The organism is Streptomyces aurantiacus (assembly GCF_027107535.1).
In the GTDB taxonomy this organism is placed as follows: domain Bacteria; phylum Actinomycetota; class Actinomycetes; order Streptomycetales; family Streptomycetaceae; genus Streptomyces.
Genome location: NZ_CP114283.1, coordinates 3,244,458 through 3,267,734, shown reverse-complemented (window position 1 = coordinate 3,267,734; position 23,277 = coordinate 3,244,458). Strand labels below are relative to the sequence as shown.

The 23,277-nt window shown below is 68.1% G+C and carries 23 protein-coding genes; 11 read left to right on the top strand and 12 right to left on the bottom strand.

Annotated features, from left to right (window positions below; genetic code table 11):
• Nucleotides 1-37 precede the first annotated feature (37 nt).
• Nucleotides 38-1,264 (bottom strand): acyl-CoA dehydrogenase family protein, encoded by a 1,227-nt coding sequence (locus O1Q96_RS16260; protein WP_269248852.1) that lies wholly within the window; start codon nt 1,262-1,264, stop codon nt 38-40.
• Nucleotides 1,265-1,327: 63 nt separating this feature from the next.
• Here O1Q96_RS16260 and O1Q96_RS16255 point away from each other — a divergent pair, with 63 nt between their 5' ends.
• Nucleotides 1,328-2,155, top strand: coding sequence for an SDR family oxidoreductase (locus O1Q96_RS16255; RefSeq protein WP_269248851.1), 828 nt, complete (start codon nt 1,328-1,330; stop codon nt 2,153-2,155).
• A 254-nt stretch (nt 2,156-2,409) separates the two neighbouring features.
• Nucleotides 2,410-3,876: an amidase gene (locus O1Q96_RS16250; protein ID WP_269248850.1), complete on the top strand. Its 1,467-nt coding sequence runs from the start codon at nt 2,410-2,412 to the stop codon at nt 3,874-3,876.
• A gap of 316 nt (nt 3,877-4,192) precedes the next feature.
• Here the strand turns inward: O1Q96_RS16250 and lpdA are convergent, their stop codons facing one another.
• Complete coding sequence (gene lpdA, locus O1Q96_RS16245; RefSeq protein WP_269248849.1) at nt 4,193-5,605, bottom strand: dihydrolipoyl dehydrogenase; 1,413 nt, start codon at nt 5,603-5,605, stop codon at nt 4,193-4,195.
• 184 nt (nt 5,606-5,789) lie between these two features.
• On the bottom strand, nt 5,790-7,010 hold the full coding sequence (locus O1Q96_RS16240; RefSeq protein ID WP_269248848.1) for a saccharopine dehydrogenase NADP-binding domain-containing protein: 1,221 nt from the start codon (nt 7,008-7,010) through the stop codon (nt 5,790-5,792).
• 55 nt (nt 7,011-7,065) lie between these two features.
• On the opposite strand from O1Q96_RS16240, the gene O1Q96_RS16235 reads away from it, so the two are divergent.
• The gene (locus O1Q96_RS16235) at nt 7,066-7,695 is read left to right on the top strand and encodes a TetR/AcrR family transcriptional regulator (RefSeq protein WP_269248847.1); all 630 of its coding nucleotides are present in this window, start codon (nt 7,066-7,068) and stop codon (nt 7,693-7,695) included.
• Between the two features lie 65 nt (nt 7,696-7,760).
• On the opposite strand, the gene O1Q96_RS16230 is transcribed toward O1Q96_RS16235, so the two are convergent.
• The 3 genes from O1Q96_RS16230 to O1Q96_RS16220 form a co-directional block, all read right to left on the bottom strand.
• Complete coding sequence (locus O1Q96_RS16230) at nt 7,761-8,822, bottom strand: LLM class flavin-dependent oxidoreductase (RefSeq protein WP_269248846.1); 1,062 nt, start codon at nt 8,820-8,822, stop codon at nt 7,761-7,763.
• The gene (locus O1Q96_RS16225) at nt 8,822-9,355 is read right to left on the bottom strand and encodes an SRPBCC family protein (RefSeq protein ID WP_269253614.1); all 534 of its coding nucleotides are present in this window, start codon (nt 9,353-9,355) and stop codon (nt 8,822-8,824) included. Before O1Q96_RS16225 ends, O1Q96_RS16230 begins: the two co-directional genes overlap by 1 nt.
• Before the next feature lie 107 nt (nt 9,356-9,462).
• Nucleotides 9,463-9,960, bottom strand: a complete 498-nt coding sequence (locus O1Q96_RS16220; RefSeq protein ID WP_269248845.1) for a winged helix-turn-helix transcriptional regulator — start codon at nt 9,958-9,960, stop codon at nt 9,463-9,465.
• Nucleotides 9,961-10,067: 107 nt separating this feature from the next.
• Between O1Q96_RS16220 and O1Q96_RS16215 the strand changes: the two genes are divergently transcribed.
• A complete protein-coding gene (locus O1Q96_RS16215) occupies nt 10,068-10,964 on the top strand; it encodes a short-chain dehydrogenase/reductase (RefSeq protein WP_269248844.1) in 897 nt (298 codons plus the stop codon).
• A gap of 39 nt (nt 10,965-11,003) precedes the next feature.
• Here the strand turns inward: O1Q96_RS16215 and O1Q96_RS16210 are convergent, their stop codons facing one another.
• Nucleotides 11,004-11,687 carry a TetR/AcrR family transcriptional regulator gene (locus O1Q96_RS16210; protein WP_269248843.1) on the bottom strand — a complete coding sequence of 228 codons (684 nt, stop codon included), beginning with the start codon at nt 11,685-11,687 and terminating at the stop codon, nt 11,004-11,006.
• Nucleotides 11,688-11,948: 261 nt separating this feature from the next.
• On the opposite strand from O1Q96_RS16210, the gene O1Q96_RS16205 reads away from it, so the two are divergent.
• From O1Q96_RS16205 to O1Q96_RS44445, 4 genes are all read left to right on the top strand, one after another.
• The gene (locus O1Q96_RS16205) at nt 11,949-12,917 is read left to right on the top strand and encodes an enoyl-CoA hydratase/isomerase family protein (RefSeq protein ID WP_269248842.1); all 969 of its coding nucleotides are present in this window, start codon (nt 11,949-11,951) and stop codon (nt 12,915-12,917) included.
• 5 nt (nt 12,918-12,922) lie between these two features.
• The gene (locus O1Q96_RS16200; RefSeq protein WP_269248841.1) at nt 12,923-13,846 is read left to right on the top strand and encodes an alpha/beta hydrolase; all 924 of its coding nucleotides are present in this window, start codon (nt 12,923-12,925) and stop codon (nt 13,844-13,846) included.
• Nucleotides 13,847-13,881: 35 nt separating this feature from the next.
• Nucleotides 13,882-15,357, top strand: a complete 1,476-nt coding sequence (locus O1Q96_RS16195) for a class I adenylate-forming enzyme family protein (RefSeq protein WP_269248840.1) — start codon at nt 13,882-13,884, stop codon at nt 15,355-15,357.
• 84 nt (nt 15,358-15,441) lie between these two features.
• Nucleotides 15,442-16,107: an MFS transporter gene (locus O1Q96_RS44445; protein WP_419586902.1), complete on the top strand. Its 666-nt coding sequence runs from the start codon at nt 15,442-15,444 to the stop codon at nt 16,105-16,107.
• Here O1Q96_RS44445 and O1Q96_RS16185 read toward each other — a convergent pair.
• A complete protein-coding gene (locus O1Q96_RS16185) occupies nt 16,034-16,906 on the bottom strand; it encodes an alpha/beta fold hydrolase (protein ID WP_269248839.1) in 873 nt (290 codons plus the stop codon). The two genes, O1Q96_RS44445 and O1Q96_RS16185, sit on opposite strands and share 74 nt — an antisense overlap.
• Before the next feature lie 63 nt (nt 16,907-16,969).
• On the opposite strand from O1Q96_RS16185, the gene O1Q96_RS16180 reads away from it, so the two are divergent.
• The gene (locus tag O1Q96_RS16180; RefSeq protein ID WP_269248838.1) at nt 16,970-17,575 is read left to right on the top strand and encodes a CGNR zinc finger domain-containing protein; all 606 of its coding nucleotides are present in this window, start codon (nt 16,970-16,972) and stop codon (nt 17,573-17,575) included.
• A gap of 71 nt (nt 17,576-17,646) precedes the next feature.
• On the opposite strand, the gene O1Q96_RS16175 is transcribed toward O1Q96_RS16180, so the two are convergent.
• A complete protein-coding gene (locus O1Q96_RS16175) occupies nt 17,647-18,156 on the bottom strand; it encodes a winged helix-turn-helix transcriptional regulator (RefSeq protein WP_269248837.1) in 510 nt (169 codons plus the stop codon).
• Between the two features lie 115 nt (nt 18,157-18,271).
• On the opposite strand from O1Q96_RS16175, the gene O1Q96_RS16170 reads away from it, so the two are divergent.
• A complete protein-coding gene (locus tag O1Q96_RS16170) occupies nt 18,272-19,285 on the top strand; it encodes an NADP-dependent oxidoreductase (protein ID WP_269248836.1) in 1,014 nt (337 codons plus the stop codon).
• Between the two features lie 260 nt (nt 19,286-19,545).
• Here O1Q96_RS16170 and O1Q96_RS16165 read toward each other — a convergent pair whose 3' ends face one another.
• The 3 genes from O1Q96_RS16165 to O1Q96_RS16155 form a co-directional block, all read right to left on the bottom strand.
• The gene (locus O1Q96_RS16165; protein WP_269248835.1) at nt 19,546-20,556 is read right to left on the bottom strand and encodes an enoyl-CoA hydratase/isomerase family protein; all 1,011 of its coding nucleotides are present in this window, start codon (nt 20,554-20,556) and stop codon (nt 19,546-19,548) included.
• Between the two features lie 54 nt (nt 20,557-20,610).
• Nucleotides 20,611-21,123, bottom strand: a complete 513-nt coding sequence (locus tag O1Q96_RS16160; protein WP_269248834.1) for a dehydroquinate synthase/iron-containing alcohol dehydrogenase family protein — start codon at nt 21,121-21,123, stop codon at nt 20,611-20,613.
• A 186-nt stretch (nt 21,124-21,309) separates the two neighbouring features.
• Nucleotides 21,310-21,759, bottom strand: a complete 450-nt coding sequence (locus O1Q96_RS16155; protein ID WP_269248833.1) for a hypothetical protein — start codon at nt 21,757-21,759, stop codon at nt 21,310-21,312.
• 104 nt (nt 21,760-21,863) lie between these two features.
• Between O1Q96_RS16155 and O1Q96_RS44440 the strand changes: the two genes are divergently transcribed.
• Nucleotides 21,864-22,948, top strand: a protein-coding gene (locus O1Q96_RS44440; protein WP_419586901.1) for an IS630 family transposase whose coding sequence is annotated in 2 segments (ribosomal slippage) — nt 21,864-22,389 and nt 22,389-22,948 — 1,086 coding nt in all. Because the reading frame shifts where the segments join, the coding sequence is not laid out codon by codon here.
• Nucleotides 22,949-23,277 lie beyond the last annotated feature (329 nt).

Below are 23,277 nucleotides of genomic sequence, written 5' to 3'. Positions count from 1 at the left end.
TGTCCGTCGGCTCACTGCACCGGCGCGTCCTGGGCGATCAGCCGACGATGGCCCGACCGAAGATCTGCCGAGCTATGACCCACTTCTGGATCTCATTGGTCCCCTCGTAGATCTCACCGATTTTGCTGTCCCGGTAGATCGCCTCGACAGGCCCGGGGCTGCCGTCGGCGCCCAGTTCGCGCGCGAAGCCGAGGCCTCCGAAGGCCTGGACGGCGTCGCGTGCCATGTCCACGGACAGCTTGGTGCCGTAGTACTTCGCCATCGCGGCCTCGGGCTCCGGGGACGGGTTGCCCGCGTCCAGACGCAGGGCGGCCTTGGTGTAGAGGGTGCGGGCGTTCTCGATCTCGGTGGCCCGTTCGGCGAGCAGGAACTGCCAGTGCTGGTTGGCGGCCACCGGCTTGCCGAAGGCGTGTCGCGTCGACAGGTGGGCCACGGTGTGATCGAAGGCGGCCTGCGCCATGCCGACCCCGGCAGCCGCGATGCCGATCCGGCCGTAGGTCAGAGTGGACAGCGCATGGCGCAGTCCGTGTCCCTCGGCGCCACCGAGGAGGTCGTCGTCGGTCAGGTGCACATCCGTGAAGCGGATGTCCGCGGTGAGTTGGCCGCGGTTGCCCATCTTGCGGTCGGGAAGGCCGACTTCCACTCCGGGAAGTGCCGTGTCGACGATGAACATGCTCAGCCGGGTGCCGGTGCGGGCGAGAACCACCACGAACCCGGCGACGGGCGAGTTGGAGATCCACCGCTTGTGGCCGTTCAGCACCCAGCCGGCCTCGGTGCGTATCGCCTCGGTCTGAACCGCCTGCGGGGACAGGTCACTTGAGGCATCCGGCTCGGTGGTGGCGAACGCGCCGACCACTGATCCCTCCACGACCTTTCGCAGCCACCGCTGCTGCTGCTCCTCAGTGCCCTGCCGCAGGGCGTTGCCCGCCAGGATGCAGTGCACATCGAAGACGGCCGCGACGCTGCTGGAGTAGTAGGCCAGTTCCTCGATGGCCGCGGCGGTGGCGGTCGCCGGGTGGGTCAGACCGTCGCCGCCGACCTCGCCGGGGAAGGGGATCCGGAAGACCCCCGCCGACGCAAGCCCGTCAAACACCTGCCGGGGGAAGCCGTCCGTGCGCTCGTCACCACCGGCGATCGCCACGGCGTGCGGAGCCACTTCGCGTTCTGCGATCCGGCGCACGGCAGCGCGAACGGACTGTGCCTCTTTGGGGGCCAGGAGCTCGTGGTAGAGCCGGTCGATCTGGCGTGTGGGAGTCGAAGTCATACGCGGAAGATACCATTAGCATCGCGTACCATTAGTCTGGCAATCTATTCTGGAGGTTCAGCCATGACACAGACACTGGCCGACAAGACCATCCTGATGTCGGGAGGCAGCCGCGGCATCGGACTCGCCATCGCCCTGCGCGCGGCCCGCGACGGTGCGAACGTGGTGATGCTCGCCAAGACCGCCGTGCCGCATCCAAAGCTCGAAGGCACGGTCCACACCGCCGTCGACGAGATTGAGCGCGCGGGCGGCAAGGGGCTGGCCGTAGTCGGCGACGTCCGCGAAGAGGACGATGTGCGCACCGCCGTCAACGCGGCGGTCAGCGCCTTCGGCGGCATCGACATCGTGGTCAACAACGCCAGCGCGATCGACCTGTCGTCGTCGGAGCAGCTGGAGATGAAGCGGTACGACCTGATGCAGGACATCAACACGCGTGGCACGTTCCTGCTGAGCAAGGCAGCGATCCCACATCTGCGCAAGGCGGGCAACCCGCACATCCTCACGCTCTCCCCGCCGTTGAACCTCGCGCCGCACTGGGTGGGGAAGCATCTCGGTTACACGCTGTCGAAGTACGGCATGAGTCTGTGCACCATCGGGCTCGCCGAGGAGCTCGCCGCCGACGGCATCGCCGCCAACTCGCTGTGGCCGCGGACCCTGATCAACACAGCCGCCGTGCGCAATGTGGTCGGCGGCGCCGGACAAGCCCGTAGTCCGCGGATCATGGCTGACGCCGCGTACGCCATCGTCACGCGTGACGCGCGGAAGTGCACCGCCAACCTGTTCATCGACGACGAGGTCCTCTCGGACGAGGGCGTCACCGACCTGTCCGCCTACAGCCCTGCCGGCTTTGAGGGTGATCTCGCGCTCGACATATTCGTCGATCCGGCCTGATCCCGCACCGCTCAGCACATGAACGCGAGGGCGTTCTCAAGGACCTCGTCGGCGAGCTTCGAGCGCGCCGCACTGGTGCCGGAGCCACCGACACCGCCCCCTCTGAAGCGCCAGCCGACGTACCGCGCCACATAATCCGCCGCTCATTCCGCAAGGCCATTGCCTTGCACCCCACCCCGCACCTATTGTCTGTCGAATGTAATATTATGACTCACATTTTATTGGCGGAATCAGAGTCAGAGATGAGGCATGGCGTGAGTGACGTCCCCTTCCAGCCCGCAGTGGAGCAGTCGCGCGCGCTGGCCGCGGGTGAGATCTCGAGCCGGGAACTCGTAGAGCTGTATCTCGAGCGGATCACCATCCACAACACCGCACTGAACGCGGTGGTGACCCTCGACGCCGAGCGTGCCCGTCGTGAGGCCGGGGAAGCCGACGCCGCCCGGGCGGCGGGGCGGGACCTCGGTCCGCTGCATGGTGTGCCGATCACGGTCAAGGACAGCTTTGAGACAGCCGGGATGCGCACCGTCTGCGGGCGCACGGACCTCAAGGACTACGTGCCCGACCTGGACGCCGAGGCGGTCAAACGGCTGCGTTCGGCCGGTGCCGTGATCATGGGGAAGAGCAACATGCCTCCGGGCAACCAGGACGTCCAGGCCGACAACCCGGTGTTCGGTCCTTCATCGAACCCGTGGGACACGACCCGCACCTCGGGCGGATCCGCCGGGGGCGGCGCCGTCGCCACCGCCGCAGGCCTCACAACGTTCGACTTCGGCTCGGAAATCGGCGGATCGACCAGGATCCCGTCCCACTTCAACGGCCTGTACGGGCACAAGTCGACCTGGCGGTCGATACCCCTCATCGGGCATGTGCCCTACGGCCCGGGCACGGGACGATGGACGGACGCCGACATGGCCTGCGGCGGCGCGCAGGTCCGCGACGCCCGTGACCTCGTACCGATCCTGCGGGCAACGGTCGGGGCAGCCGACTACGACGGCGGTTTCAGCTACACGCTCGCTCCGCCACGCGCGACCAACCTCGCCGACTTCCGGGTCGCCGTCTGGGGTGAGGATCCCGCGTGCCCGGTCGACAGCGACGTCGCGGCAGCCGTGGACGATGCAGTCACTGTGCTGCGGGCGGTCGGCGCGAAGATCACGGTCCAGCCCGCCAGCCTCCCTGTCGACATCGCGACGAATCATGGGAAGGTCTTCCAGCCCCTGCTCTTCGGCGCGGGCGACCGCACCGGCCTCGCTCCTGCCTCCAGCGCCGCGGCGCTGGCCCGGTTCGTCCAGCACCCGCGGGGTGACGCCGGTCCCGCCCTGCTCGGAACCTTCCAGTCCCACTACCGCTGGCTGCAGGCCCACATGGTGCGCAACGAAATCCGGCAGCGATGGTTCGAATTCTTCCAGGACTTCGACATCGTGCTCATGCCGGTCACCCCGACGGCCGCCCCCGCCCACCACAACAAGCTGATCGACTGGTTCGGACGGCCCTTCGAAGTCGACGGTGTACGACGTCCTTACTGGGACCAGGTCAAGTGGAGCGCCATTGCCAACGTCTCCGGAGGGCCGGCGACGACCATCCCGGTGCGCAAGGGCAGGAGCGGACTGCCCATCGGTCTCCAGGCCATGGGCCCCAGCGGGGGCGATCTCACCACCATCGAGTTCGCCGCGCTGCTGGGCCGGGAAGTCGACGGCTTCGTGCCGCCTCCGGCCTTCGTCTAGACCCCGATCGCTGAACCCTGACCACCCGCCCATGCTGCCTCAAAGCAAGATGCTGCACGTCCGGCAACACGGGGCCCCGCGTCTCCGGCCTTGAACGCCCCGGGGGCAACCGGTCTCTTGGAACGCGCCAGGCAAGGGATTGGCAACCGTTGGTGACTCAAGAGCGCTAAACCGATCCGAGCACGCTTGCGCCCCCGCGCCGTTGCACCGGGTCCAACTCACCATCTCCCCTGTCTGACCGTCTCGCGCGCATGTCGGCAACGCGGCAGAGCCCTCGATGCATCCCCACACCGCATTTCGAGGGGACGGCACCCTGCTACATGTTGATCATGTGGCCGGCGAGGCCGTGGACGGCTTCCTTGACCGCCTCGCCCAGGGTCGGGTGGGCGTGGACGTTGCGAGCGACCTCGTGGACCGTGAGGTCCCACTGCTGGGCCAGGGTCAGCTCGGGGAGCAGCTCGGTGACGTCGGGACCGATCAGATGGGCGCCGAGGAGCTCGCCGTACTTGGCGTCGCTGATCAGCTTCACGAAACCGGTCGCATCCCCGAGGCCGTGGGCCTTGGCGTTCGCGGTGAACGGGAACTTGGCGACCTGGACGTCGTACCCCTGCTCCCTCGCCTGGGCCTCGGTGTAGCCGAAGCTGGCGATCTGGGGCTGGCAGAAGGTGGCCCGCGGGATCATCGCGTAGTCGAGCTCCATGGTCTCGGCATCAGCGAGGGTCTCGGCGGCGATCACGCCCATCGCCTCCGCGGCGTGCGCGAGCATCAACTTCGCGGTGACGTCGCCGATGGCGTAGATGTGCGGCACGGAAGTGCGGCAGCGGCCGTCGACGTCGATCGCGCCGCGCTCGGTGACGCGCACGCCGGTGTTCTCCAGGCCGTAGCCCGTGACATTCGGCGCGAACCCGATCGCCTGGAGGACCTTGTCGGCCTCCAGGACCTGCTGGACGCCGTCCTTGCCGGTGACCGTGACACGGACCTGCGCGCCGGACTCGTCGATCGACTCGACACGGGTCGAGGTGAGGACGTCAATCCCCAACTTCCGGTACTGCTTGGCCAGTTCGGCGGAAACCTCCTCATCCTCCAGCGGCGCGACCCGGTCCAGGAACTCCACGACGGTGACCTTCACACCGTAGTTGTTCAGGACGTAGGCGAACTCGATGCCGATCGCGCCGGCGCCCGCGATCACGATGGACTGCGGCAGATCCTCGGCCAGGGTCTGCTCCTCGAACGTCACCACCCGGGACGTACGACGGGTGCCCGGTAGCAGCTTCGGGGTGGCGCCGGTGGCGATGATGCAGTGGTCGAAGCCGATGGTGCGGGTGTTCCCGTCGTAGTCGGCGATTTGGAGCGTGTGCGGGTCGAGGAACGTGCCACGGCCGCTGATTTCCGTGATCCTGTTCTTCTTCATCAGGTAGTGGACGCCCTTGACCCGGCCGTCCGCGACCTTCCGGCTGCGGCGGAAGGCCTCCCCGTAGTCGAAGGAGACCTGCCCGTCGACCTTGATTCCGAAGGTCTTCGCCTCGCGCGTGAAGATGTGCGCGAGCTCGGCGTTGCGCAGCAGGGCCTTGGTGGGGATACAGCCCACGTTCAGGCAGACGCCGCCCCAGTACTTCTCCTCGACGACCGCCACGCGCTTGCCCAGTTGAGCGGCCCGGATGGCGGCGACGTATCCGCCGGGGCCCGCACCAAGTACGACGACGTCGAAGCGCTCGCCCTGCTCGTCCATGGAAGGTTCCTTTCCGCTGGGGTGGTCGGCTCCTCGCGAGGGACCGGCCGGCTCCCGATCGAACAACCTGTTCATCAACTCATTAGTGGCAGCTTCAGCCACCGCCCGCCTCAGGGAAAGCGCAGGCAGTCCCCTATGCGTCCATCTCAGCGCCCCGACGCCATGATCTATGCCCGGGCAGCGATCAGCGGCGGCGCGCCGACACCTCATCGACTTCATGCACTCCGGCCTCGGCCGCACCGCGCCTGAGGGTGTCGAGCCCGAAGGCCGCGACCGGTCCGTGGGCGCCAGGTTTGAGGACCGCATCCGGCGCCGCTGCCTGCACCGCACCCCACGCCAGAAGAGATCCCGTCATCTCGTACGGATCCGGCCCGGTGAGGGTTGTCGTGACCAGGGGCCGGCCCTGCCCGTCACGGGCGACAGCGATCACCAGGGAACGGCCGTCGAGATCCGGTTCACGGCGGGATCCCGGGAGCCGCTCGGACCATCGCGCCAACGCGGCCCGCACCTTCGCCGACCGCAGCAATGGCGCCTGCAGGGTGGCGGCGATCTGTATCGGCCGGGTCCACCGTCCGAGCCAGCCCAGGCCTACCTCGACACTCTCCAACTGGGGGAAACCCGCCGGGAGTCCGAGATGCTCCGTGCCCGGGACGGTCATGGCCGAACGCTTCACACCGGCGTAGCGAAATGTGCGGACCCTCTTGGCGGCACGTTCGTCGATCAGCCGGGAAGGCTGCCCGCGACGTGCAGGACGGTAAGCGAAGCCGTCCTCGGCCGCCGCGGCAACGAGTGTCTGCCGCGTACCTGCCGTGGTCAGGGTGTAGGAGTCGCGCAGAGTGGTGCGGTAGAGCAGTTCGTCCCCGTGTCCCGAGCGGGTGATGAAGTAGCCGATCTCGACATGTCGTGCCCGCTCGCCTGCCGTGTCCAGAGCCAGCGCGCCGGCGAGGTTGCCCGGCACGTAGTCATAGCCGAACGACGGCACGAGGGTCGCTCCCCGGGCGGCGGCCACGGAGTCCAGCTCATCGCGGACACGGCGAGCGAAGGGCCCCTCCCCCGCGGAGTCGAAGTAGTGGGCCCCTGCCCGCGCGGCGGCCGTGACCGGGACCATACCGACATGGGTGAACGGCCCGACGGTAGAGAGGAGCACGTCGCCTGGCTCCAGGAGGCGCGCGAAGTCGGACGCCGACGTGGCGTCCACCTCGAACACCGGAAGCTCTGCCTCGAAGGTGTCAGCCAGAGCCAGCATCCTGGTTCGGCTACGCCCGGCCAAGGTCGGCTTCTCGCCTCGTGCGAGCAGTTCCCGGAGCACTCTCTGTCCGGTGTATCCCGTCGCACCCAGCAACACGATCCTGCGCTTCTCCACGGCTCCGCCTGCCTTCCCGGAGGGCAGTGTCATGACGACCATCGGCCGACCGTGAGTCATTCATTGACTTCGGGTCATTGAATATACGATGGCACACATGAGAGGGCCAAACCGACGCCAGATGTACGCGGAGCAGACCCGGGCGGACCTGGTGGCGACCGCGCGCAAACTGTTCGTCGACAACGGCTTCGCGGGCACGTCGGTCGAGGCCATCACCGGGGCGGCGCTGGTGAGCAAGGGCACCTTCTATCACCACTTCCCGGACAAGAAGGCGATGTTCGCCGAGCTGTACACGGAGCTCATTCAGCAGGTCGGGGCTCTGGGAGACGCGACGTCCAAGGCGGTCCGGGCCACGCCGGACACGCCCGCCATGACCGCGGTGGCCAACCTCACGCACGCCTTCCTGCGCCGGACCATCCACGACCCCCTGCACCGCGAGCTGATGGCTCAGGCTCCCGCGGTCCTGGGCGAGCAGTACCGGCACATCAACGAAACCGTCGCCCAACCGCCGATCGAACGGCTCCTGACCGTTTTGGCCGAACGCGGCGACCTGCAACCGGATGTGCCCGTCCCCACCGTCGCCCGGCTGCTCTTGGCAGGCCTGTGCGAGGGCAACCAGATCATCGCCGCCGCGGCGGATCGGGAAGATGCCCTGGCGAGGACGTTCCGCGCGATCACCCTGCTGATGTCGGGCCTGGCCGCCGACGACATCAGCGCCCGCGGTTGACCTGACCGGGACCCCGTCGACGGCGCCGACGCTGAGCGGCCCTCGTTGGCCGGCATGACCCGTCGCTACCGTGCCGCCTCGTCCTCGATGTCGCGGACCAGGTCGATGGCCCGGCCCAAGGTCGCGAGTCGGGCGGCGAGGGTCTCGCCGGCGGGATAGAAGCGAACGGTGTCGACACCGGTGTCGCGCCACACGCGCAGCCGCTCGCGCACCATGTCCTCGGTTCCGATCAGCGTGGTCGCCAGCACCATCTCGTCGGTGACCAGGCCAGCCGCGCCGTCCCGGTCCCCCGCCTGCCAGCGTGTCCGGACCTCGGCCGCCACCTCGGCCCAACCCTGGCGGCTGTAGGCGTTGTTGTAGAAGTTCGTGGTCGCCGAGCCCATGCCGCCGAGGCTGAAGGCAAGCTCCTTCTTGCGCCCGGCGACCATGGCGCACAGCGCGTCCTCGTCTTCGGCGAAGGCGACCTCGGCGCCCTGGCAGATGTCCAGGTCCGAGCGGCTGCGACCAGCGGCAGCCAGGCCCCGGTCCAGGTGGTCGAAGTACGCCTCCTTTGCGCCCTCGGGTACGAAACTGGTGCCCAGCCAGCCGTCCGCGATCTCACCGGTCAGGTGCAGCATCTTCGGGGAGAGGGTCGCCAGGTAGACCGGGATGTCGTACTCGGCGCGCATCGACAGCCGCATGGGCTTGGCTTCCCCGCCCGGCAGGGGGATCTGGAACTCCCGCCCGGAGTAGGCGACTTTCTCCCCCGACGCGGCCCGCCGCACGATCTCGACGGTCTCTCGCATCCGTGACAGCGGACGGTCGAAGGGCACTCCGTGCAGTCCTTCGATCACCTGCGGCCCGGAGGGTCCCAGTCCGAGAATGAAGCGCCCGTCGGAAATCCGGGACAGCGTGATCGCGGCGCGGGCGACGGCCATCGGCGTGCGGGTGCCGAGCTGGATGATTCCCGATCCGAGCAGCATGCGCTCGGTCCTCGCGGCGAGGTAGCCCAGCGGCGAGGGCGCCTCGGAGCCCCACGCCTCCGCCACCCAGCAGATGTCCAGACCGAGGTTCTCCGCCTCGGTGACGTAGTCGACGGTCTCCTGCCAATCGGCGTCGGAGGCTTCGATCGTGGTAGAGGTACGCATCAGAGTGTCGCCTCGCCAGAGGCCCCGGCGCCCTCAGCCAGCTTCTTGATCCCCTCGACAGTGGCGATCATGTTGGCCTCGAACTCCCGCATGCGCACGAAGACGATCTTCTGCTCCTTCTCCGGCATACGGTCGATGGCGAAGGAGAGACCCGAGCGGGCGGGCCCCATCTGCATCCATTCCCGCAGCAGAGTGCCGCCGTCCTGCGGCTCCAACAAGAACCGCCAGATCGCTGTCGGGTTCAACGGGTCCTCCACCGCCCAAGCGAGCCTCCTCGACGGCTCACACTCGACGATGTGGGACGTGGTGGCCCACTCCCCCAAGGACTCATGCCTGCTCCGGCCGATGAATCGGGCACCCAGGGCAGGTCCGTCTCCGCCGTCCAGCCACTCGACCGATTGCAGCTCCGGACTCAGGCGCGGCATCAGCTCGATGTCGGACACCAGCGTCCACACCTCTGCCGGTGGGGCGGCGATCCAGGTGTGGACCTCAACCGTCGGCTTGTCCGCATAGCGCGCGCCCGTCCACTCCATGATCCCGCAGCCTCTCGCCAAAGACACCCACGTGAGCTTGTGACCTGTAAAGTTGCGTAGATAGACTTACCTGTCAAGGGTGAGTGCGGATCTGCGGAACCACTGAGTCAGCCCGCGAAACGCTCCTTCACATCCGGCCGCTCGGCCAGGTGTGGCGGATAGCCAGGGCCCATCCGGGTGCGGGTGTTGTCCGCGGTCATCGGCTCACCACAGGCGGCGCACACCACCTCGGCATGGGTTTCCTCCCCGCACACCTCGTGATGCATGGCGACCGGCGGGCCCGCTTCACCAGCCAGCCAACGGTCCCCCCAGCGATTCATCACCAGCAGCACTCCGTAGAAGTCGCGCCCCTTCTCGGTGAGCACGTAGTCGTAGCGAACCGGCTCCGCCTGGTACGGCCGTTTCTCCAGCAGCCCCTCCTCCACCAGCCGGCGCAGCCGGTCCGTGAGCGTGTTGCGTGCGATCCCCAGCGACTCCTGGAACGCGTCGAACCGCCGGATCCCGTAGAACGCCTCGCGCAGCACCAAAGGCGTCCACCAGTCCCCGAGCAGGTCCATGGTCCGCGCGATCGAGCAGGGCCACTGAGCAAAGGATGTCCGCCTCATGACAGCCAGCATAGGTTCGTCCAGTCATGAGACCCAGCAGGTACAGCAAGCACGGAACCTGCGCGCGATGCCTTGTGTTCCGTAAATAACGAAGTTATGTTGCCGCCATGAAACGTGACTTGCTGGGCAGAAAGCTGGTTGTCACCGGAGCGGCACGCGGGATCGGCGAGAAGGTGGCCCGCCTGGCCGCCGCCCGAGGGGCTCGTGTGGCCCTGATCGGCCTGGAGGCCGATCGGCTGCGCGCCCTCGCCGATGATCTGGGCCCCGCCGCCTCATGGTCTGAGGCCGATGTGCGCGACGGTGCCGCCCTCCGGTCAGCGATCGACGGGGCCGCGGAGGTCATGGGCGGCGTCGACCTCGTCGTCGCCAATGCCGGCGTCGTGGCGTACGGAACGGTGCGGCAGACAGATGAGGCGTCGTTCGAGCGGGTCCTGGACGTCAATTTGAACGGGGTGTTCCGCACCCTCAAGTACGCGACGCCCCATCTGGAGCGCAGCCGGGGCCACGTACTGGTCGTGGCGTCCGCGCTCTCCTTCATGCCGCTGGCCGCGATGGCCTCGTACGGCGCGAGCAAGGCCGCGGCCGAGTTGCTCGCCCTGACCTACCGCCAGGAGGTGGCACACCTCGGGGTCACGGTCGGCCTCGTGCACCCCTCCTGGATCGACACGGACCTCGTCCGGGGGGCCGAGGCAGACCTCCCCTCGTTCCAGGGGCTGCGCCGACGGCTGCCCTATCCGGGCAATGTCACCACCAGCGCCGACCGGGCTGCCGCTGCGATCGTCGACGGGCTCGTGCGCCGACGCAGCCGCGTGTACGTCCCGCGCGCCGTCGCCGTGGCCAACTGGGCCAAGGGGGCACTCAACTCGCCGCTGACCTGGCCCTGGGCTCGGCGTTTCGCGGCCCGCGCGGTTCCGTCCCTGGAACGGGAGGTCGAGGCATTGGGGAGGCATGACCAACTCACGCCGGGCACCAACAGCCCCATCGTGGAGACCAGGTCGCCCTAGCGTGGAGCGCAAGGGGCGACACCCGTCCGCCCCTCCTTCTCACAGGCCTTGGGTGATGGATTCGTACAAGCGCGCGCCAGCCTCGTGGGAGGCCTCGGCACGTTCACGCCTGTCACCCAGGCCGACAGAGAAGTTCACACCCATCGGCAGAAGCACCTGCATCACCGCGTCGTCGAACTCGACGAAGTGCTCGGCCAGTTCAAGGGTGATGTAGCCGTGTACAAAGCTCCACAACTGAGCGGCTATGACCTCGGGTCGCTGCTGCCGGCCCCTGCCGGAGCGCACGAACCGTTCGCACGCCGCGGCGACATGGGCGTGGGCTTCTCGAAATTCCGGTGAGCGCCCACTCAGGCGAAGGTCCGCGTCTGACAGCGGCCGGTATGTCGCGCGAGTGGACAGACCGAACATCAGGTCGTAGAGGTGAGGGTTCTCGTGAGCCTTTCGACGACACGTCAAGGCCATGGCGAAGAGTTCCGCGATCGGATCCTCAGTCACCGGGACCTGGGCAAAGGCTCTACCGAGCTCCTTGAACCCATGGCCGGCAACGGCGCTCATCAGCTCAGGGATCCCGCCGAAGTGGCTGTAGACCACCATGGTCGACAGTCCGCTCGCGGAAGCCACCGTGCGCGCCTTGATGGCCGACGGCCCCTGCTCGGCCAGCAGGCCGATGGCCGCCTGGACAAGTCGCTCCTGCGCGTCTTCGACCCTCGCCCGCCCTGCCATGTCTCGCCTGCCTCCACCGTTGACACATTCAAAATAACTTGGTTATCTAACTCTTCACGGCAATGTTACACATCGTGGGCGACGTGTCGTCGCGGACACGGCGTACGTCTCTGGACCCGTCGTCACACGCTGCCCAGTCTCATGCCGCCTGCGCGGACACAACCCCCGGGGCGAACACGACCCCATCACTGCCACACGCGGCCGCAACTGTCCCCCCGCACTTTCCCACCCCTCCATGAACTCAGCACGGGAGCAGACTTCATGCCGTACAAAGACAAGGGCCATCTCAAGATCGAGGACCGGGGAGCCGTCCTGGTCGTCCGTGTCGACGGTGGCCCGCACCAGGAGTTCGGCCTCGACATCTCCACCCAGCTGGACAAACTGGTGGACCGGGCCGACCGCGATCCGAACATTCGTGCCGTCGTCTTCACCGGTGCCCATCCCGAACGGTTCGTCAGCCATGCCGCGGTCCGATGGCTTCAAGAAGAGGGCGCAGCCAGCCCTACCGTCGGCCGCCGTGGAGCCGCCGCCGTCGTGCGCATGGCAAAGCACGTGGACCGATCTCGTCTCCTGGGCACCTTGATGCGCAAGACTCCGATGCGAGGTGCCCTCCAACTGGAGCACCTGCACACGACCTTCCTCCGGATGAACCGCAGCGGTGTCCTCTTCGTCGCCGCCCTCAACGGTTCCGCTCTCGGCCTCGGCGCGGAGTTCGCCTGGGCATGCGATCTGCGGGTCATGGCCGACGGGGACTTCTTCATCGGCCAGCCGGAAATCCTCCTCGGCATCATCCCGGGCGGAGGCGGCACCCAACGGCTGACCCGCCTGATCGGCACCCACCGTTCCTTGGCCGCGATCCTCGAAGGCAAGCCCTTCACGCCTGCGGAGGCTCTCGCCAACGGGGCGGTCGACCAGGTCGTTCCGCAGGACAAGGTGGTCGCACAGGCCATCGAACTAGCAGAACGCTTCGGCAAGCGGCCGAAGGGGGCGGTCGAGGCCGCCAAGCGGTCGGTGTACTTCGGCGGCTCGATGTCGCTGGAGGACGGTCTACACGTCGAACGCGCCGAGTTCTTCACCAGAGTCATGTCCAAGGAGGGGCAGGAACTGATGCTCGACTACCAGGACACGACAGACGCCACCGGCGAGCTCCCGCTCTACAGCCCGGACACGTACGCGCAGGCGCTCGCCTCGGGCAGCGCGCCCGGGCGCCGCCCGGCGAATGGACGGTGACCGACATGACCGCTCCGCAGCCCTTCATCCGGCACGACGTCACCTTCCCCTCCGGTGACAGCACCTGTGCCGGCTGGCTCTACCGGCCCACGGGGGTCACCGCCCCGCCCGTCGTCGTACTCGGGCACGGCCTGGGCGCCACCCGCGAGATGCGCCTGGACGCCTTCGCCGAGCGCTTCGCACAGGCCGGCATCGCCGCCCTGGCCTTCACATACCGGCACTTCGGGGACAGCGGCGGCCACCCTCGCCAGCTCCTGTCGATCAAGCGCCAGCTGGCCGACTGGGACTCCGCCCTCGCCTACGTCAAGACACGCCATGATGTCGACCGCGCACGCGTCGCGGTGTGGGGCAGCTCCTTCGGCGGCGGCCACGCCATCACGGTGGCCTCTCGACATCCGGAACTACGCGCGGCCGTGGCCCAGTGCCCGTTCACCGACGGTCTCGCCTCCGCGCTCGCGCTCGGCCCGCTCGCCTCACTCAGAATGACTCCGGTGCTCGCCCGGGATCTGACGGCCAGAGTGCGCGGCAAGGCGCCCGCGATGGTGCCGATCGCCGCCGCCCCCGGTTCGCCGGCCCTCATGAACGCTCCGGACGCCCTCCCCGGATACCAGGCGCTGCAGCCGCCCGGGAAGACGTTCCGCAACGAGGTCGCGGCACGCGTGATCCCGACCATCGCCGGCTACCGGCCCGGGCGGGCCGCGAAGAAGGTCGCCATGCCGATCCTCTTCTGCGTCAGCAACACCGACTCCGTCACCCCTCCCGCCCAGACCCTGCGGTACGCGCGCACCGCGCCCCAGGGAGAGATCAAGCGGTACGACGCCGGTCACTTCGACTTCTACACCGGCGAGACGTTCGAGGAACTGGTACGCGACCAGATCGAGTTCCTCGCCCGCCAGCTGCACCCGGCACCCGCCGCATCGACGACTTGACCGGATCGCATCACACCGAGACAGGTATGCCCGCCATGAATTTCGCTTCTCTGCCCGACCGCCGAGCCGAGCTCGACCCCCAGGGGGCCGCGGTATCGGACGGGCGGCAGTCCCTCACCAACGCCCAACTGCTGAGCGGCGTCCTCCGGACGGCGCGTCAGCTCCACGATCTCGGAATCGGTCCCGGTGACGTCGTCGCCCTCAAGCTGACGAACCGCGTCGAATTCGTCCTTCTGCTGTTCGCCGCCTGGCGGCTCGGCGCCACCATCACGCCGGTCAACCCGAGCATGACCGATGTCGAAGTGGTCCGGCAGCTCAAGGACTCCGGTGCGCGCCTGCTCGTGGTCGAGGACGGTTCGGAAACCACGGCAGGCCTGGCCACACTCACCGTCGGTGAACTGCACGAACATCAGACGCCGGAGTGGGATGAGGCACCGCGTCCGGACTCGTCCGTGCTGGCTCTCCTCATCTACACCAGCGGCACGACCGGGGTACCCAAGGGCGTCATGCTCGACCACGCCAACATCGACGCCATGGTGGAGATGGGACGCCAGGCTCTCGAGCTGGGGCCGAGCGACCGCTGCCTGCTGATCCTGCCGCTCTTCCACGTGAACGGCATCGTGGTAAGCATCCTGACGCCGCTTCTTGCCGGCGCCAGTGTCGTCATCGCGGGCCGCCGGTTCGACCCCCACCACTTCTTCGACCTCGTCGAACAGGAGCGCCCCACCTTCTTCAGCGCCGTCCCGACGATCTACAGCATGCTCGCAGCACTCCCTGACGACGTTCGGCCCGACACATCGTCGGTGAGGTTCGCGGTCTGCGGCGCCGCACCTGCCTCCGCCGAGTTGCTGACCCGGTTCGAGGCCCGGTACGGGTTTCCCCTCGTTGAGGGGTACGGGCTCTCCGAAGGAACCTGCGGCTCCACCATCAACCCCGTCGCGGGACCCCGTCACGCAGGAACCGTGGGGCTTCCCTTCCCCGGCCAGGAGATCCGGATCCTCGACGCCGACGGTACCGAGGCGGCGCCGGGCACGGACGGCGAGGTCGTCCTGAGGGGCCCCAACATCATGCGCGGCTATCTCGGCCGTCCGGACGACACGGCCCGGGTCGTCGTCGACGGCTGGTTGCACACGGGCGACGTGGGCCACCTCGACGCCGAGGGCTATCTGACCCTGGTCGGACGCTCGAAAGACATGATCATCCGTGGTGGGGAGAACATCTACCCCAAGGAGATCGAGGACGTGCTCGCGAGCGACCCGTCGGTCCTCGAGGCCGCAGTGATCGGCGTACCCGACGAGAAGTGGGGCGAGGTGGTCGTCGCCTACGTTCAGCCCCGGCCCGGTTCGACCGTCGACCCCGCGGCGCTCGAAGCGATTTGCGCGCGCAGCCTGACCGGCTTCAAGCGCCCGGCCTCATACGTCGTGGTGGAAGCCATCCCGAAGAACGCGGTCGGCAAGATCGACAAAGGCTCTTTGCGGGCAGGCCACACCGCCGTCCTTGCAGGGTCCTGATCAGCACAGTTGAGGTTATGGGCCGCACCTGTCCGACCGCATCGGCAGCGCTCCGTTGTCACCGTCGGCGAGGCCCTGAACACGGTGGGCCTGGGGCTCTGGGCGCCGGCCGTCGAGCCGCAGGTGTCGTACACCTCGCTTCTGCCGGCGCTGATCGTCTGCGTAATCGGCATGGGTATGTTTTTCGCTCCCAGCGCGAACCTCGTCATGAGCACGGTCCGCCCGGAGGAGCAGGGCGTAGCCTCCGGTGCCAACAACGCGATCCGCGAGGTCGGCGGTGCCATAGGCGTCGCATCGCCGGCGGCGGTGTTCTCCGCGCAGGGCGGCTACGAATCGGCCTCACTGTTCGTGGACGGGCTGGTGCCGGCGCTCTGGGTCGGTGCCGGTGCGGTCGGCCTGGCGGCGGCTGGCTCTCCGGATGCCCCGGCGGCACGGGGCTGCCGGCCTTGCCACGGAAGACGCTCCGGCGGGCGCATCGGTCGCAATCTGAGCTCCACGCCGGGGGGTGGTCCGGCCTGTTGCAGCTGGGCCCCCCTCGGCGCTCCCGTCCTTCACGCTTCAAGCTCATTCGCCGCGCGCGGGGGCATCGCACCGTGGTCGAAGCCCCTCCGACGACTTGCTCGTGCGGCCACTGCGCACCTTCCGGAGGGACGCCGTGTCCGTCAGCGCGACGGCGTCAGCGGTTCGTCTCTCCGGCCAGGAACGGGCGCAAGTGCGCCAGCAGCGCCTCCGGCTGCTCTTCCGGGATGAAGTGACCGCATTCCGGGATCTCGGCACCCGTGACGTCATCCGCGTAGTCGCGCCAGATCTCCAGCGTCGGCAAGCGGGCCGGCAGCCCCGCGGCACCCCACAACGCCAGCACCGGCATGGCGAGGCGGCGCCCCGCGGAGGCGTCGATGTCGTCCAGCGCAATGTCCTGCTCCATGGCCCGGTAGTCGTCGAAACTCGCGCGCATGGCACCCGGACGGGAGAAGGCGCGGACGTACCCGTCGACTGCATCGGGCGTCAGTCCGTGGCGGTTGTAGGTCCACCGCTCGAAGAAGTACTCGAGATACCCCCGTATGTCATGCCCCACCAGCCGCTCGGGCAGATCGGGCTGCATCTGAAACAGCCAGTGCCAGTACCCGGAGGCAAGCGAGGCGTCCAGGCGGCGGAACATCTCCCGGGTGGGCACGATGTCGAGCACGGCCAGCCGTTCCACCTGCTCCGGGCGGTCCAGCGCCCAGCGGTGGCCCACCCTGGCTCCCCGGTCGTGCCCCACGACCGCGGCCTTCTCGAAGCCGAGCGCTTCGACGAGGCCGGCGATGTCGGCGGCCATCCGTCGCTTGTCGTAGCCGGTCGCGGGCTTGTCACTCAGGCCGTAACCACGCAGGTCAGGTGCTACGACGGTGTGGTCGGCGGCGAGATCCGCCAACACCGGCCGCCAGCAGTCGGAGGTCTGCGGCCAGCCGTGGAGCAGCACGAGCAGAGGGCCGGATCCCGCGCGGAGGTAGTGCAGACGGACCCCGTCCACCTGACTCACTCCGGTCGTCACTGTCGGCTGCCCCATGGATCCGCCTCCTAGCACGCACTAACCCTCTTAGAGGGTTAAGCTAACGTGCAGAATAGGGACGTGGCAACGGACGACATGTGGATCTGGGACGGCGGGCGGGTCTGCCTGGACCTCGTCAACACCCTGCGCAATCGTTGGCGGACACCGCCAACGGAGACACTCCGGAGTTCAGGCGACCTGGTCCTCTGGCTTCAAGAGGCCGGGCTGCTCGCACCGGACCCCCCGCACTCCGCCCCTGCCGCCGTCCTGGCGTCGGGCCGCCGACTGCGGGAGACGGTCGACCGGGCCGTACTGGCGGTCACAGACGGCCGGCTGCCCGCAGCCGACGACATCATGGCGCTCAACCGATCTGCAGCGCAGGCCCCGCGCCCCGCCCTGCAGATCGCCATCGCGGACGGACGCCTGGAGCCTGCCGACACCACGAACCTGGCCACCGACCCCGCGGTCGCCTTGGCGCTCGTCGCCCAGGACGCCGTCGATCTACTTCTGTCCGCCGAGATCCGGCGCGTACGCGTCTGCGGCGCGGACACCTGCGCCCTGCGCTTCCTGGACCGCTCCCCTGCCCACAACCGCCGCTGGTGCTCCATGGCGCGCTGCGGCAACCGCACCAAGGTCCGCCTCCACCAGGCCCGGGCCAGACGGAGCGAGCACACCCCGAGAGGCTGAGGCCCTCCACCCGGCACCCTCGTCTACAGCCGGCGACGTCCCGCCGGTCGCCCGACGCAACCGCGTTCAGCTCACTCGGCGGCCTTCATGCGAAATGCGGGCCCAGGAACGCTCTCGATGTCTTCCTCCCGCACGGAGTGGCCTTGCTCGCAGCGGACGTGGACGTTGACCTGCGCGCCGCACCCACGGTGCCGCGTCAGCACGGCCGGCCCCTCCGGATCGGCGCGATACCGGTCGCCCCAGTGCAGGAGCCCCATCACGGCCGGCACGAGATCCATGCCCATCGGGGTGATCACGTACTTCGGTCGGCTCCGCGCACCCGGCTCCTTGTAGGTCTCGGTGGCCAGGATCCCTTCCTCCACCAGCATCCGGAGTCGCCCCGCGAGCAGGTTGCGAGGACAGCCCAGGACGCGTTCGAAGTCGCCGAAGCGGGACGAGCCGTACCAGACCTCGCGGAGGATCAGGATCGTCCACTTCTCCCCCACGACCTCAAGGGTCCGCGCGATCGAGCAGTTCGACGTGTCCCGGTCGAGACGGTGGTCCATGCCGGAGTCCTGAAGAGCTTCGGTCCATACATCCATGGGGTGATACTAACCTCGCCTAAGTTTACTTTCCTATACCCAGCGAGTAGCGTCACAACTGACACATCAACCCGGCCGCGCACGCGAAGCGGGGCCTCCCAGAAAGGCGGCCGACATGAAGGCATTCGCCGTCGCAAAGTACGGCAAGGACGGTGCCCGCGCCGCCCAGGTACCCGAGCCCAGCGTCGGGGACCGCGACGTCCTGGTCAGAGTGAGCGCTGCCAGCATCAACCCGCTGGACAAGATGGTCCGCAACGGAGAGTTCAAGCAACTCCTGAAGTACAAGCTTCCGTTCACCCTCGGCCACGACGTGTCCGGCGTCGTGACGCGTGTCGGTTCCGCCGTACGCGGCTTCGAGGTCGGCGACGAGGTCTACGCCCGTCCGCGCGACCTGCGGATCGGCGGCTTCGCGGAGTTCATCGCGATCGACCAGGACGACGTCTCGCCCAAGCCGGCCTCGCTCACCTTCGAAGAGGCAGCCGCAGTACCGCTGGTGGCCCTGGCCGCCTGGCAGATCCTCGTCGACCGCGCCCGCGTGCAGCCGGGCCAGAAGGTGCTCATCCACGCCGGTGCCGGTGGCCTCGGCTCGACGGTCATCCAACTCGCCAAGCACCTCGGCGCCACAGTGGCGACGACGACTGGCACCGACACCGCGAAGCTGGTCAGGAGCCTCGGCGCCGACGTCGTCGTCGACTACACCAAGGAAGACTTCTCAAACGTGCTGTCCGGCTACGACCTGGTGCTGGACTCCCTGGGCGGGACAAACCTCGAGAAGTCCCTGACGGTGCTGAAGCCCGGCGGTCTGGCCATCGGTGTCGTCGGCCCGCCGGACGCCGGGTTCGCCAAGCAGCTCGGCGCCCCCTCGTTCATGCGCCTGGTGATGAACACGCTCAGCCGCAAGATCCGCAAGCAGGCCAAGGCCCTGGGCGTGCGCTACCAGTTCTTCTTCATGCAGGCCGACGGCTCCCAGCTGCGCAAGCTCAGCGCCCTCTACGACAGCGGGAAGCTCCGCCCGGTCGTCGACAGAACCTTCCCGTTCGACCAGACGCTCGAGGCTATGGCGTACGTCGAGCAGGGCCGTACCAAGGCCGGCAAGGTCGTGGTCTCGATGGTGACCGACGGCGACTGACGTCAGGCCGGGCCGCTACGCCGCCCCGAGCCGTGGTCAATACCTCGCACCCGTTGCGCGTCAGGCTGGGTCACGGCTCGAACCACCGCGCCTGTGCGAGCCCGTCGAGGCGGAGAGACGGAGATTTCACTGCGCCAGGCGAAACCCCCTTACGGCTCGCGGTCATCGACGCTCATGACGGACAGGGCCTGACAGGCTTGCATCGACCACGCACCGGCGCCGTGGACGGTTCCGCGTCCCTCCCGACACCTCGGAATTACTCAGGACTGCAGCGTCCCTCCGCCGTGCGACGCACGTTGCCAGTGGGGACTGCGGTCCTTGTCGACCAGGGCCGCACGGACGCCCTCCAGGAAGTCCGGCGTGCGGATGGTCGTGCGGGTGAGAGCGAGTTCGATGGCGAGGCATTCGCGCAACGTGGACTGCCTGCCCCGCCCGAGCAAGGCGTGAGTGATCTCCAGGCTCTGCGGCGAGGCCGCCTCCAGGGCGGCCAGCGCTGCTGCGGCCCAGGGGGTGTCGAGGTGGTGCAGGCGTTTCTCGATCTCGCCGAGGGTCGGCGCACCGAACGCCCAGTCCACGTCACCGCGTACGTCCGCCAGCCTGCTCTCCGTCACCGGGGAACGGCCGGAGAGACGGTTCAGGACGACGTCCACCGGGTCACCGGGGCTGTCGGCCAAAGCGTCCGCGACCGCGGCGAGCCGCTCGCTGGGGACGAAGTGTGTGGCCAGCCCCGTGTACAGGGCGTCGGCCGCGTCGAGCCGGTGCCCGGTCAGCCCCAGGTACATGCCGATCGCGCCGGGCAGCCGCGGCAGAAAGTAGCTGGCCCCGATGTCCGGGAAGAACCCGATCCCGGTCTCGGGCATCGCCAACACCGCGCTCTCGGTGACGACGCGGAAGCCTCCGTGGACAGACAGCCCCAGACCGCCACCCATACAGAGGCCGTCGACGAGCGACACGATCGGGACGGGATACTCGGCCATTCGGGCGTTGAGCCGGTATTCGGAGGCGAAGAACCCTTCACTGGCCGCGGCATCCCCGGCGAGACTGTGCTCTCGGATCGTGCGGATGTCTCCGCCGGCGCAGAACGCCTTCATGCTGGTGCTGGCGAGCACCACAGCGGACAGGCGGGTGTGCTCCCATGCGGCGAGTGCGCCGTCGATGGCGCCGACCATGCTCGTCGTCAAGGCGTTGAGCGCCTTGGGCCGGTTCAGCAGGATCCGGCCCACGCCTCGGTGCACGTCGGTGAGAACCTCGACCGCAGCGGTATCAGTCATGGCTCGTCACCTCGCACTCCGCGTGGTCCTGGCTGTCGTGGCCATCACGGTTCCTCACTCGCCGGGTGTCAGGCGTAGATCTGGGCGTAGAGATCCTGGATCTCGTCCGCGGTCGGTAACGGGGTTGTTGGCGGGGGACCCGGACGCGAGCGCCTGCTCTGCCATGAAGGGCGACAGGCGGAACCACTCGTGCTTGTCGATGCCGTGGGCTCTTGGGGTGGGCACCTCAAGATCCTTGCACAGGGCTCGGACCGCCTTCACGAGCCTATCGGCGGCCAAGGGGTCGCCGTCGGTGGCGGCTCCGAGTGCACGGGCGCAGTCGGCGTACCGGCTCTCGGCGGCGGGCACGGAAAAAGCGGTCACCGCGGGGAAGAGCATCGCGTTCGACAGATCGTGGGCGACGTGGAAGTGAGCGCCGATCGGACGGCTCATGCCGTGCACCAGCGCCACGCTGGAGTTGGAGAAGGCGAGGCCGGCCTGGGTCGCGGCGAGCAGCATCGCCTCGCGCGCCTCGATGTCTCTGCCATCGGCGTAGACGCGGCGGAGGGGGCTTGCAGAAAGCCCCATCGCCGCAGGTCAGCGGAGGGCCAGGATGCGTTCCGGACCGCGTCGGCAGTCCTACCTGCTGCCAGGAACCGTGCCTCCAGCCCTCGCGGACCGCTCATCGGCTGCCCGGTGGCTTCGGCCAAGGTGCTCCCGTGGCAGCAGCATCCAGCCCCACGGAGCGGGATGGCGGGCAGGGCCGGCATCCGACTACTCCGCAAACGCGTCCTTCTCGTCGCCCACTCCAGGCGAGTCCCCCGACAACCCGTCGATGACGACCCTTGGTCGATCAACGCACAACGAAATCTTGTACGAGCCAAGAGCCGCACCCATCAAGGTTGGCGGGGCCAGGAACGGAAGCTGGAAGACCTGGAGATCCGTCGGCCTGTCGGACTGCACGTGTGCGTGCAACGAGCGGTCCTCCGGGTCGGAAGAGGCGTAACCGAGTATGCCGACGGGGTCGGTGAACCGAGCCAGATCAAATATCAGATCAGCTTCGTCAATGCCCTTGGGGTCATGGAAATCCTGCGATGGCACGCAGTGGAATCCCATGCCGACCTTGAACTCACGGAGGCCGGCGGTGGCCACGTGGGCGAAGAGGTTGGCGTCGTCGCCCAGACTGATCCAGCGATATCCCTTGGCTCGGGCGATCTGCATCACGGCCAGGTAGAGGGTGCGTGCCAGGCTGAATCTGCGTTACTGACCATTACGGCGTGGTGTCGTTGAGGGCTGACGGTGTGTGATCGTCGCGGTATGCCTGTTGTGTGAGATATCCGCAGGGTGGTGGGCTGACGCCTGAACGGCAGGGGTTTCGCGAGCGGATCCGGCTGGAGGCCGCGGAGCTGTTCGCTGCGGGTGCCTCCAATGCCGAGGTCGCCAAGGACTTACGGGTGAGTGTGCGCTCGGTGCAGCGCTGGCGCCGGGCCTGGCACGACGCAGGCGCCGAGGGGCTGCGCTCTGCCGGGCCGGTGTCACGGCCCAAGCTGAGCGAGGCCCTGTTCACCGTGCTCGAGCAGGAACTCGCCAAGGGGCCGGTCGCGCACGGCTGGCCGGACCAGACGTGGACGCTGACGCGCATCAAGACGCTGATCGGGCGCCGGTTCCACAAGAGCATGACGCTGTCGGCGATCGCACGGATGCTGCACCGGCACGGCTTCAGCCACCAGGTCCCGGCCCGCCGGGCGGTCGAGCGCGACGAGGAGGCCGTGGCGGGCTGGGTGAAGGAGACCTGGCCGCAGGTGGAAGGTCCGTGGCGGCGCTTGGGGCCTGGCTGTGCTTCGAAGACGAAGCCGGCTTCTCGATGACGCCGCCGACCGTCCGCACCTGGGCCAGGCGCGGGCACACACCCGTCATCCGGGTGAAGGGACGCTCCCAGCGCCGCTTCTCTCTCGCCGCTCTGGCCTGCTACAAGCAGGGCGAACGCTCACGGCTGATCTACCGTCCCAAACGGCACGTCGATCACAAGCGCGGCGGCAGACGCAGTTTCACCTGGACCGACTACCGCGACCTGCTCATCGCCGCGCACCAGCAGCTCGGTGCACCCATTGTGCTCGTGTGGGACAACCTCAACGTCCATAAGGACCGCCGACTACGGGAGTTCATCGACGCCCGCGACTGGATCACCTGCTACTTCCTGCCGGCCTACGCACCCGACCTCAACCCCGTCGAGGGCATCTGGTCCCTGCTGCGCCGCAGCAGCCAGGCCAACACCGCCTTCACCGACCCCGACCACCTCATCAGCACGCTCCGACGCGGTCTGCGCCAGATCCAGTACCGCAGCAACCTCATCAACGGATGCCTCGCCGAAACCGGCCTCACCTTGACGACACCACGGCGACAACGTCAGTAGTGCCTAGGCACTAACTGGGAGGGTACTGCGGAGAAACGGATGCGGATCACGCCTTGGCCAGGACTCTCGCGGACGATGCAGCCGCCGACCAGCGCGCCGTTCTGGTGAGCAAAGACCCGAACTACTCCTGGCCGCCGAGGAGACGTGCGCGTTGCTGGACCGCGATGGCGACGCGGTACCGCATCGTCTCGATCTGCTGAACGTACAGGCCCAGGAACGCGTCCAGCAGCCCGGGTCCACTTGATCGTGGATGGCGATTTCCAGTTCACCCTCCGCCTTCTTGCGCCATGTCCGGATGTAGCGCCGCCGCTTCTTTGAGAGGCCGGACA

What these genes read in the sequence shown, in the direction of transcription:
- O1Q96_RS16160 (WP_269248834.1), bottom strand. Translation starts at nt 21,123, where the DNA reads ATGGGGCTTTCTGCAAGCCCCCTCCGCCGCGTCTACGCCGATGGCAGA.
- O1Q96_RS16255 (WP_269248851.1), top strand. Translation starts at nt 1,328, where the DNA reads ATGACACAGACACTGGCCGACAAGACCATCCTGATGTCGGGAGGCAGC.
- O1Q96_RS16200 (WP_269248841.1), top strand. Translation starts at nt 12,923, where the DNA reads ATGACCGCTCCGCAGCCCTTCATCCGGCACGACGTCACCTTCCCCTCC.
- O1Q96_RS16170 (WP_269248836.1), top strand. Translation starts at nt 18,272, where the DNA reads ATGAAGGCATTCGCCGTCGCAAAGTACGGCAAGGACGGTGCCCGCGCC.
- O1Q96_RS16235 (WP_269248847.1), top strand. Translation starts at nt 7,066, where the DNA reads ATGAGAGGGCCAAACCGACGCCAGATGTACGCGGAGCAGACCCGGGCG.
- O1Q96_RS16215 (WP_269248844.1), top strand. Translation starts at nt 10,068, where the DNA reads ATGAAACGTGACTTGCTGGGCAGAAAGCTGGTTGTCACCGGAGCGGCA.
- O1Q96_RS16260 (WP_269248852.1), bottom strand. Translation starts at nt 1,264, where the DNA reads ATGACTTCGACTCCCACACGCCAGATCGACCGGCTCTACCACGAGCTC.
- O1Q96_RS16175 (WP_269248837.1), bottom strand. Translation starts at nt 18,156, where the DNA reads ATGGATGTATGGACCGAAGCTCTTCAGGACTCCGGCATGGACCACCGT.
- O1Q96_RS16185 (WP_269248839.1), bottom strand. Translation starts at nt 16,906, where the DNA reads ATGGGGCAGCCGACAGTGACGACCGGAGTGAGTCAGGTGGACGGGGTC.
- O1Q96_RS16225 (WP_269253614.1), bottom strand. Translation starts at nt 9,355, where the DNA reads ATGGAGTGGACGGGCGCGCGCTATGCGGACAAGCCGACGGTTGAGGTC.
- O1Q96_RS16165 (WP_269248835.1), bottom strand. Translation starts at nt 20,556, where the DNA reads ATGACTGATACCGCTGCGGTCGAGGTTCTCACCGACGTGCACCGAGGC.
- O1Q96_RS16230 (WP_269248846.1), bottom strand. Translation starts at nt 8,822, where the DNA reads ATGCGTACCTCTACCACGATCGAAGCCTCCGACGCCGATTGGCAGGAG.
- O1Q96_RS16240 (WP_269248848.1), bottom strand. Translation starts at nt 7,010, where the DNA reads ATGGTCGTCATGACACTGCCCTCCGGGAAGGCAGGCGGAGCCGTGGAG.
- lpdA (WP_269248849.1), bottom strand. Translation starts at nt 5,605, where the DNA reads ATGGACGAGCAGGGCGAGCGCTTCGACGTCGTCGTACTTGGTGCGGGC.
- O1Q96_RS16195 (WP_269248840.1), top strand. Translation starts at nt 13,882, where the DNA reads ATGAATTTCGCTTCTCTGCCCGACCGCCGAGCCGAGCTCGACCCCCAG.
- O1Q96_RS16210 (WP_269248843.1), bottom strand. Translation starts at nt 11,687, where the DNA reads ATGGCAGGGCGGGCGAGGGTCGAAGACGCGCAGGAGCGACTTGTCCAG.
- O1Q96_RS16205 (WP_269248842.1), top strand. Translation starts at nt 11,949, where the DNA reads ATGCCGTACAAAGACAAGGGCCATCTCAAGATCGAGGACCGGGGAGCC.
- O1Q96_RS16220 (WP_269248845.1), bottom strand. Translation starts at nt 9,960, where the DNA reads ATGAGGCGGACATCCTTTGCTCAGTGGCCCTGCTCGATCGCGCGGACC.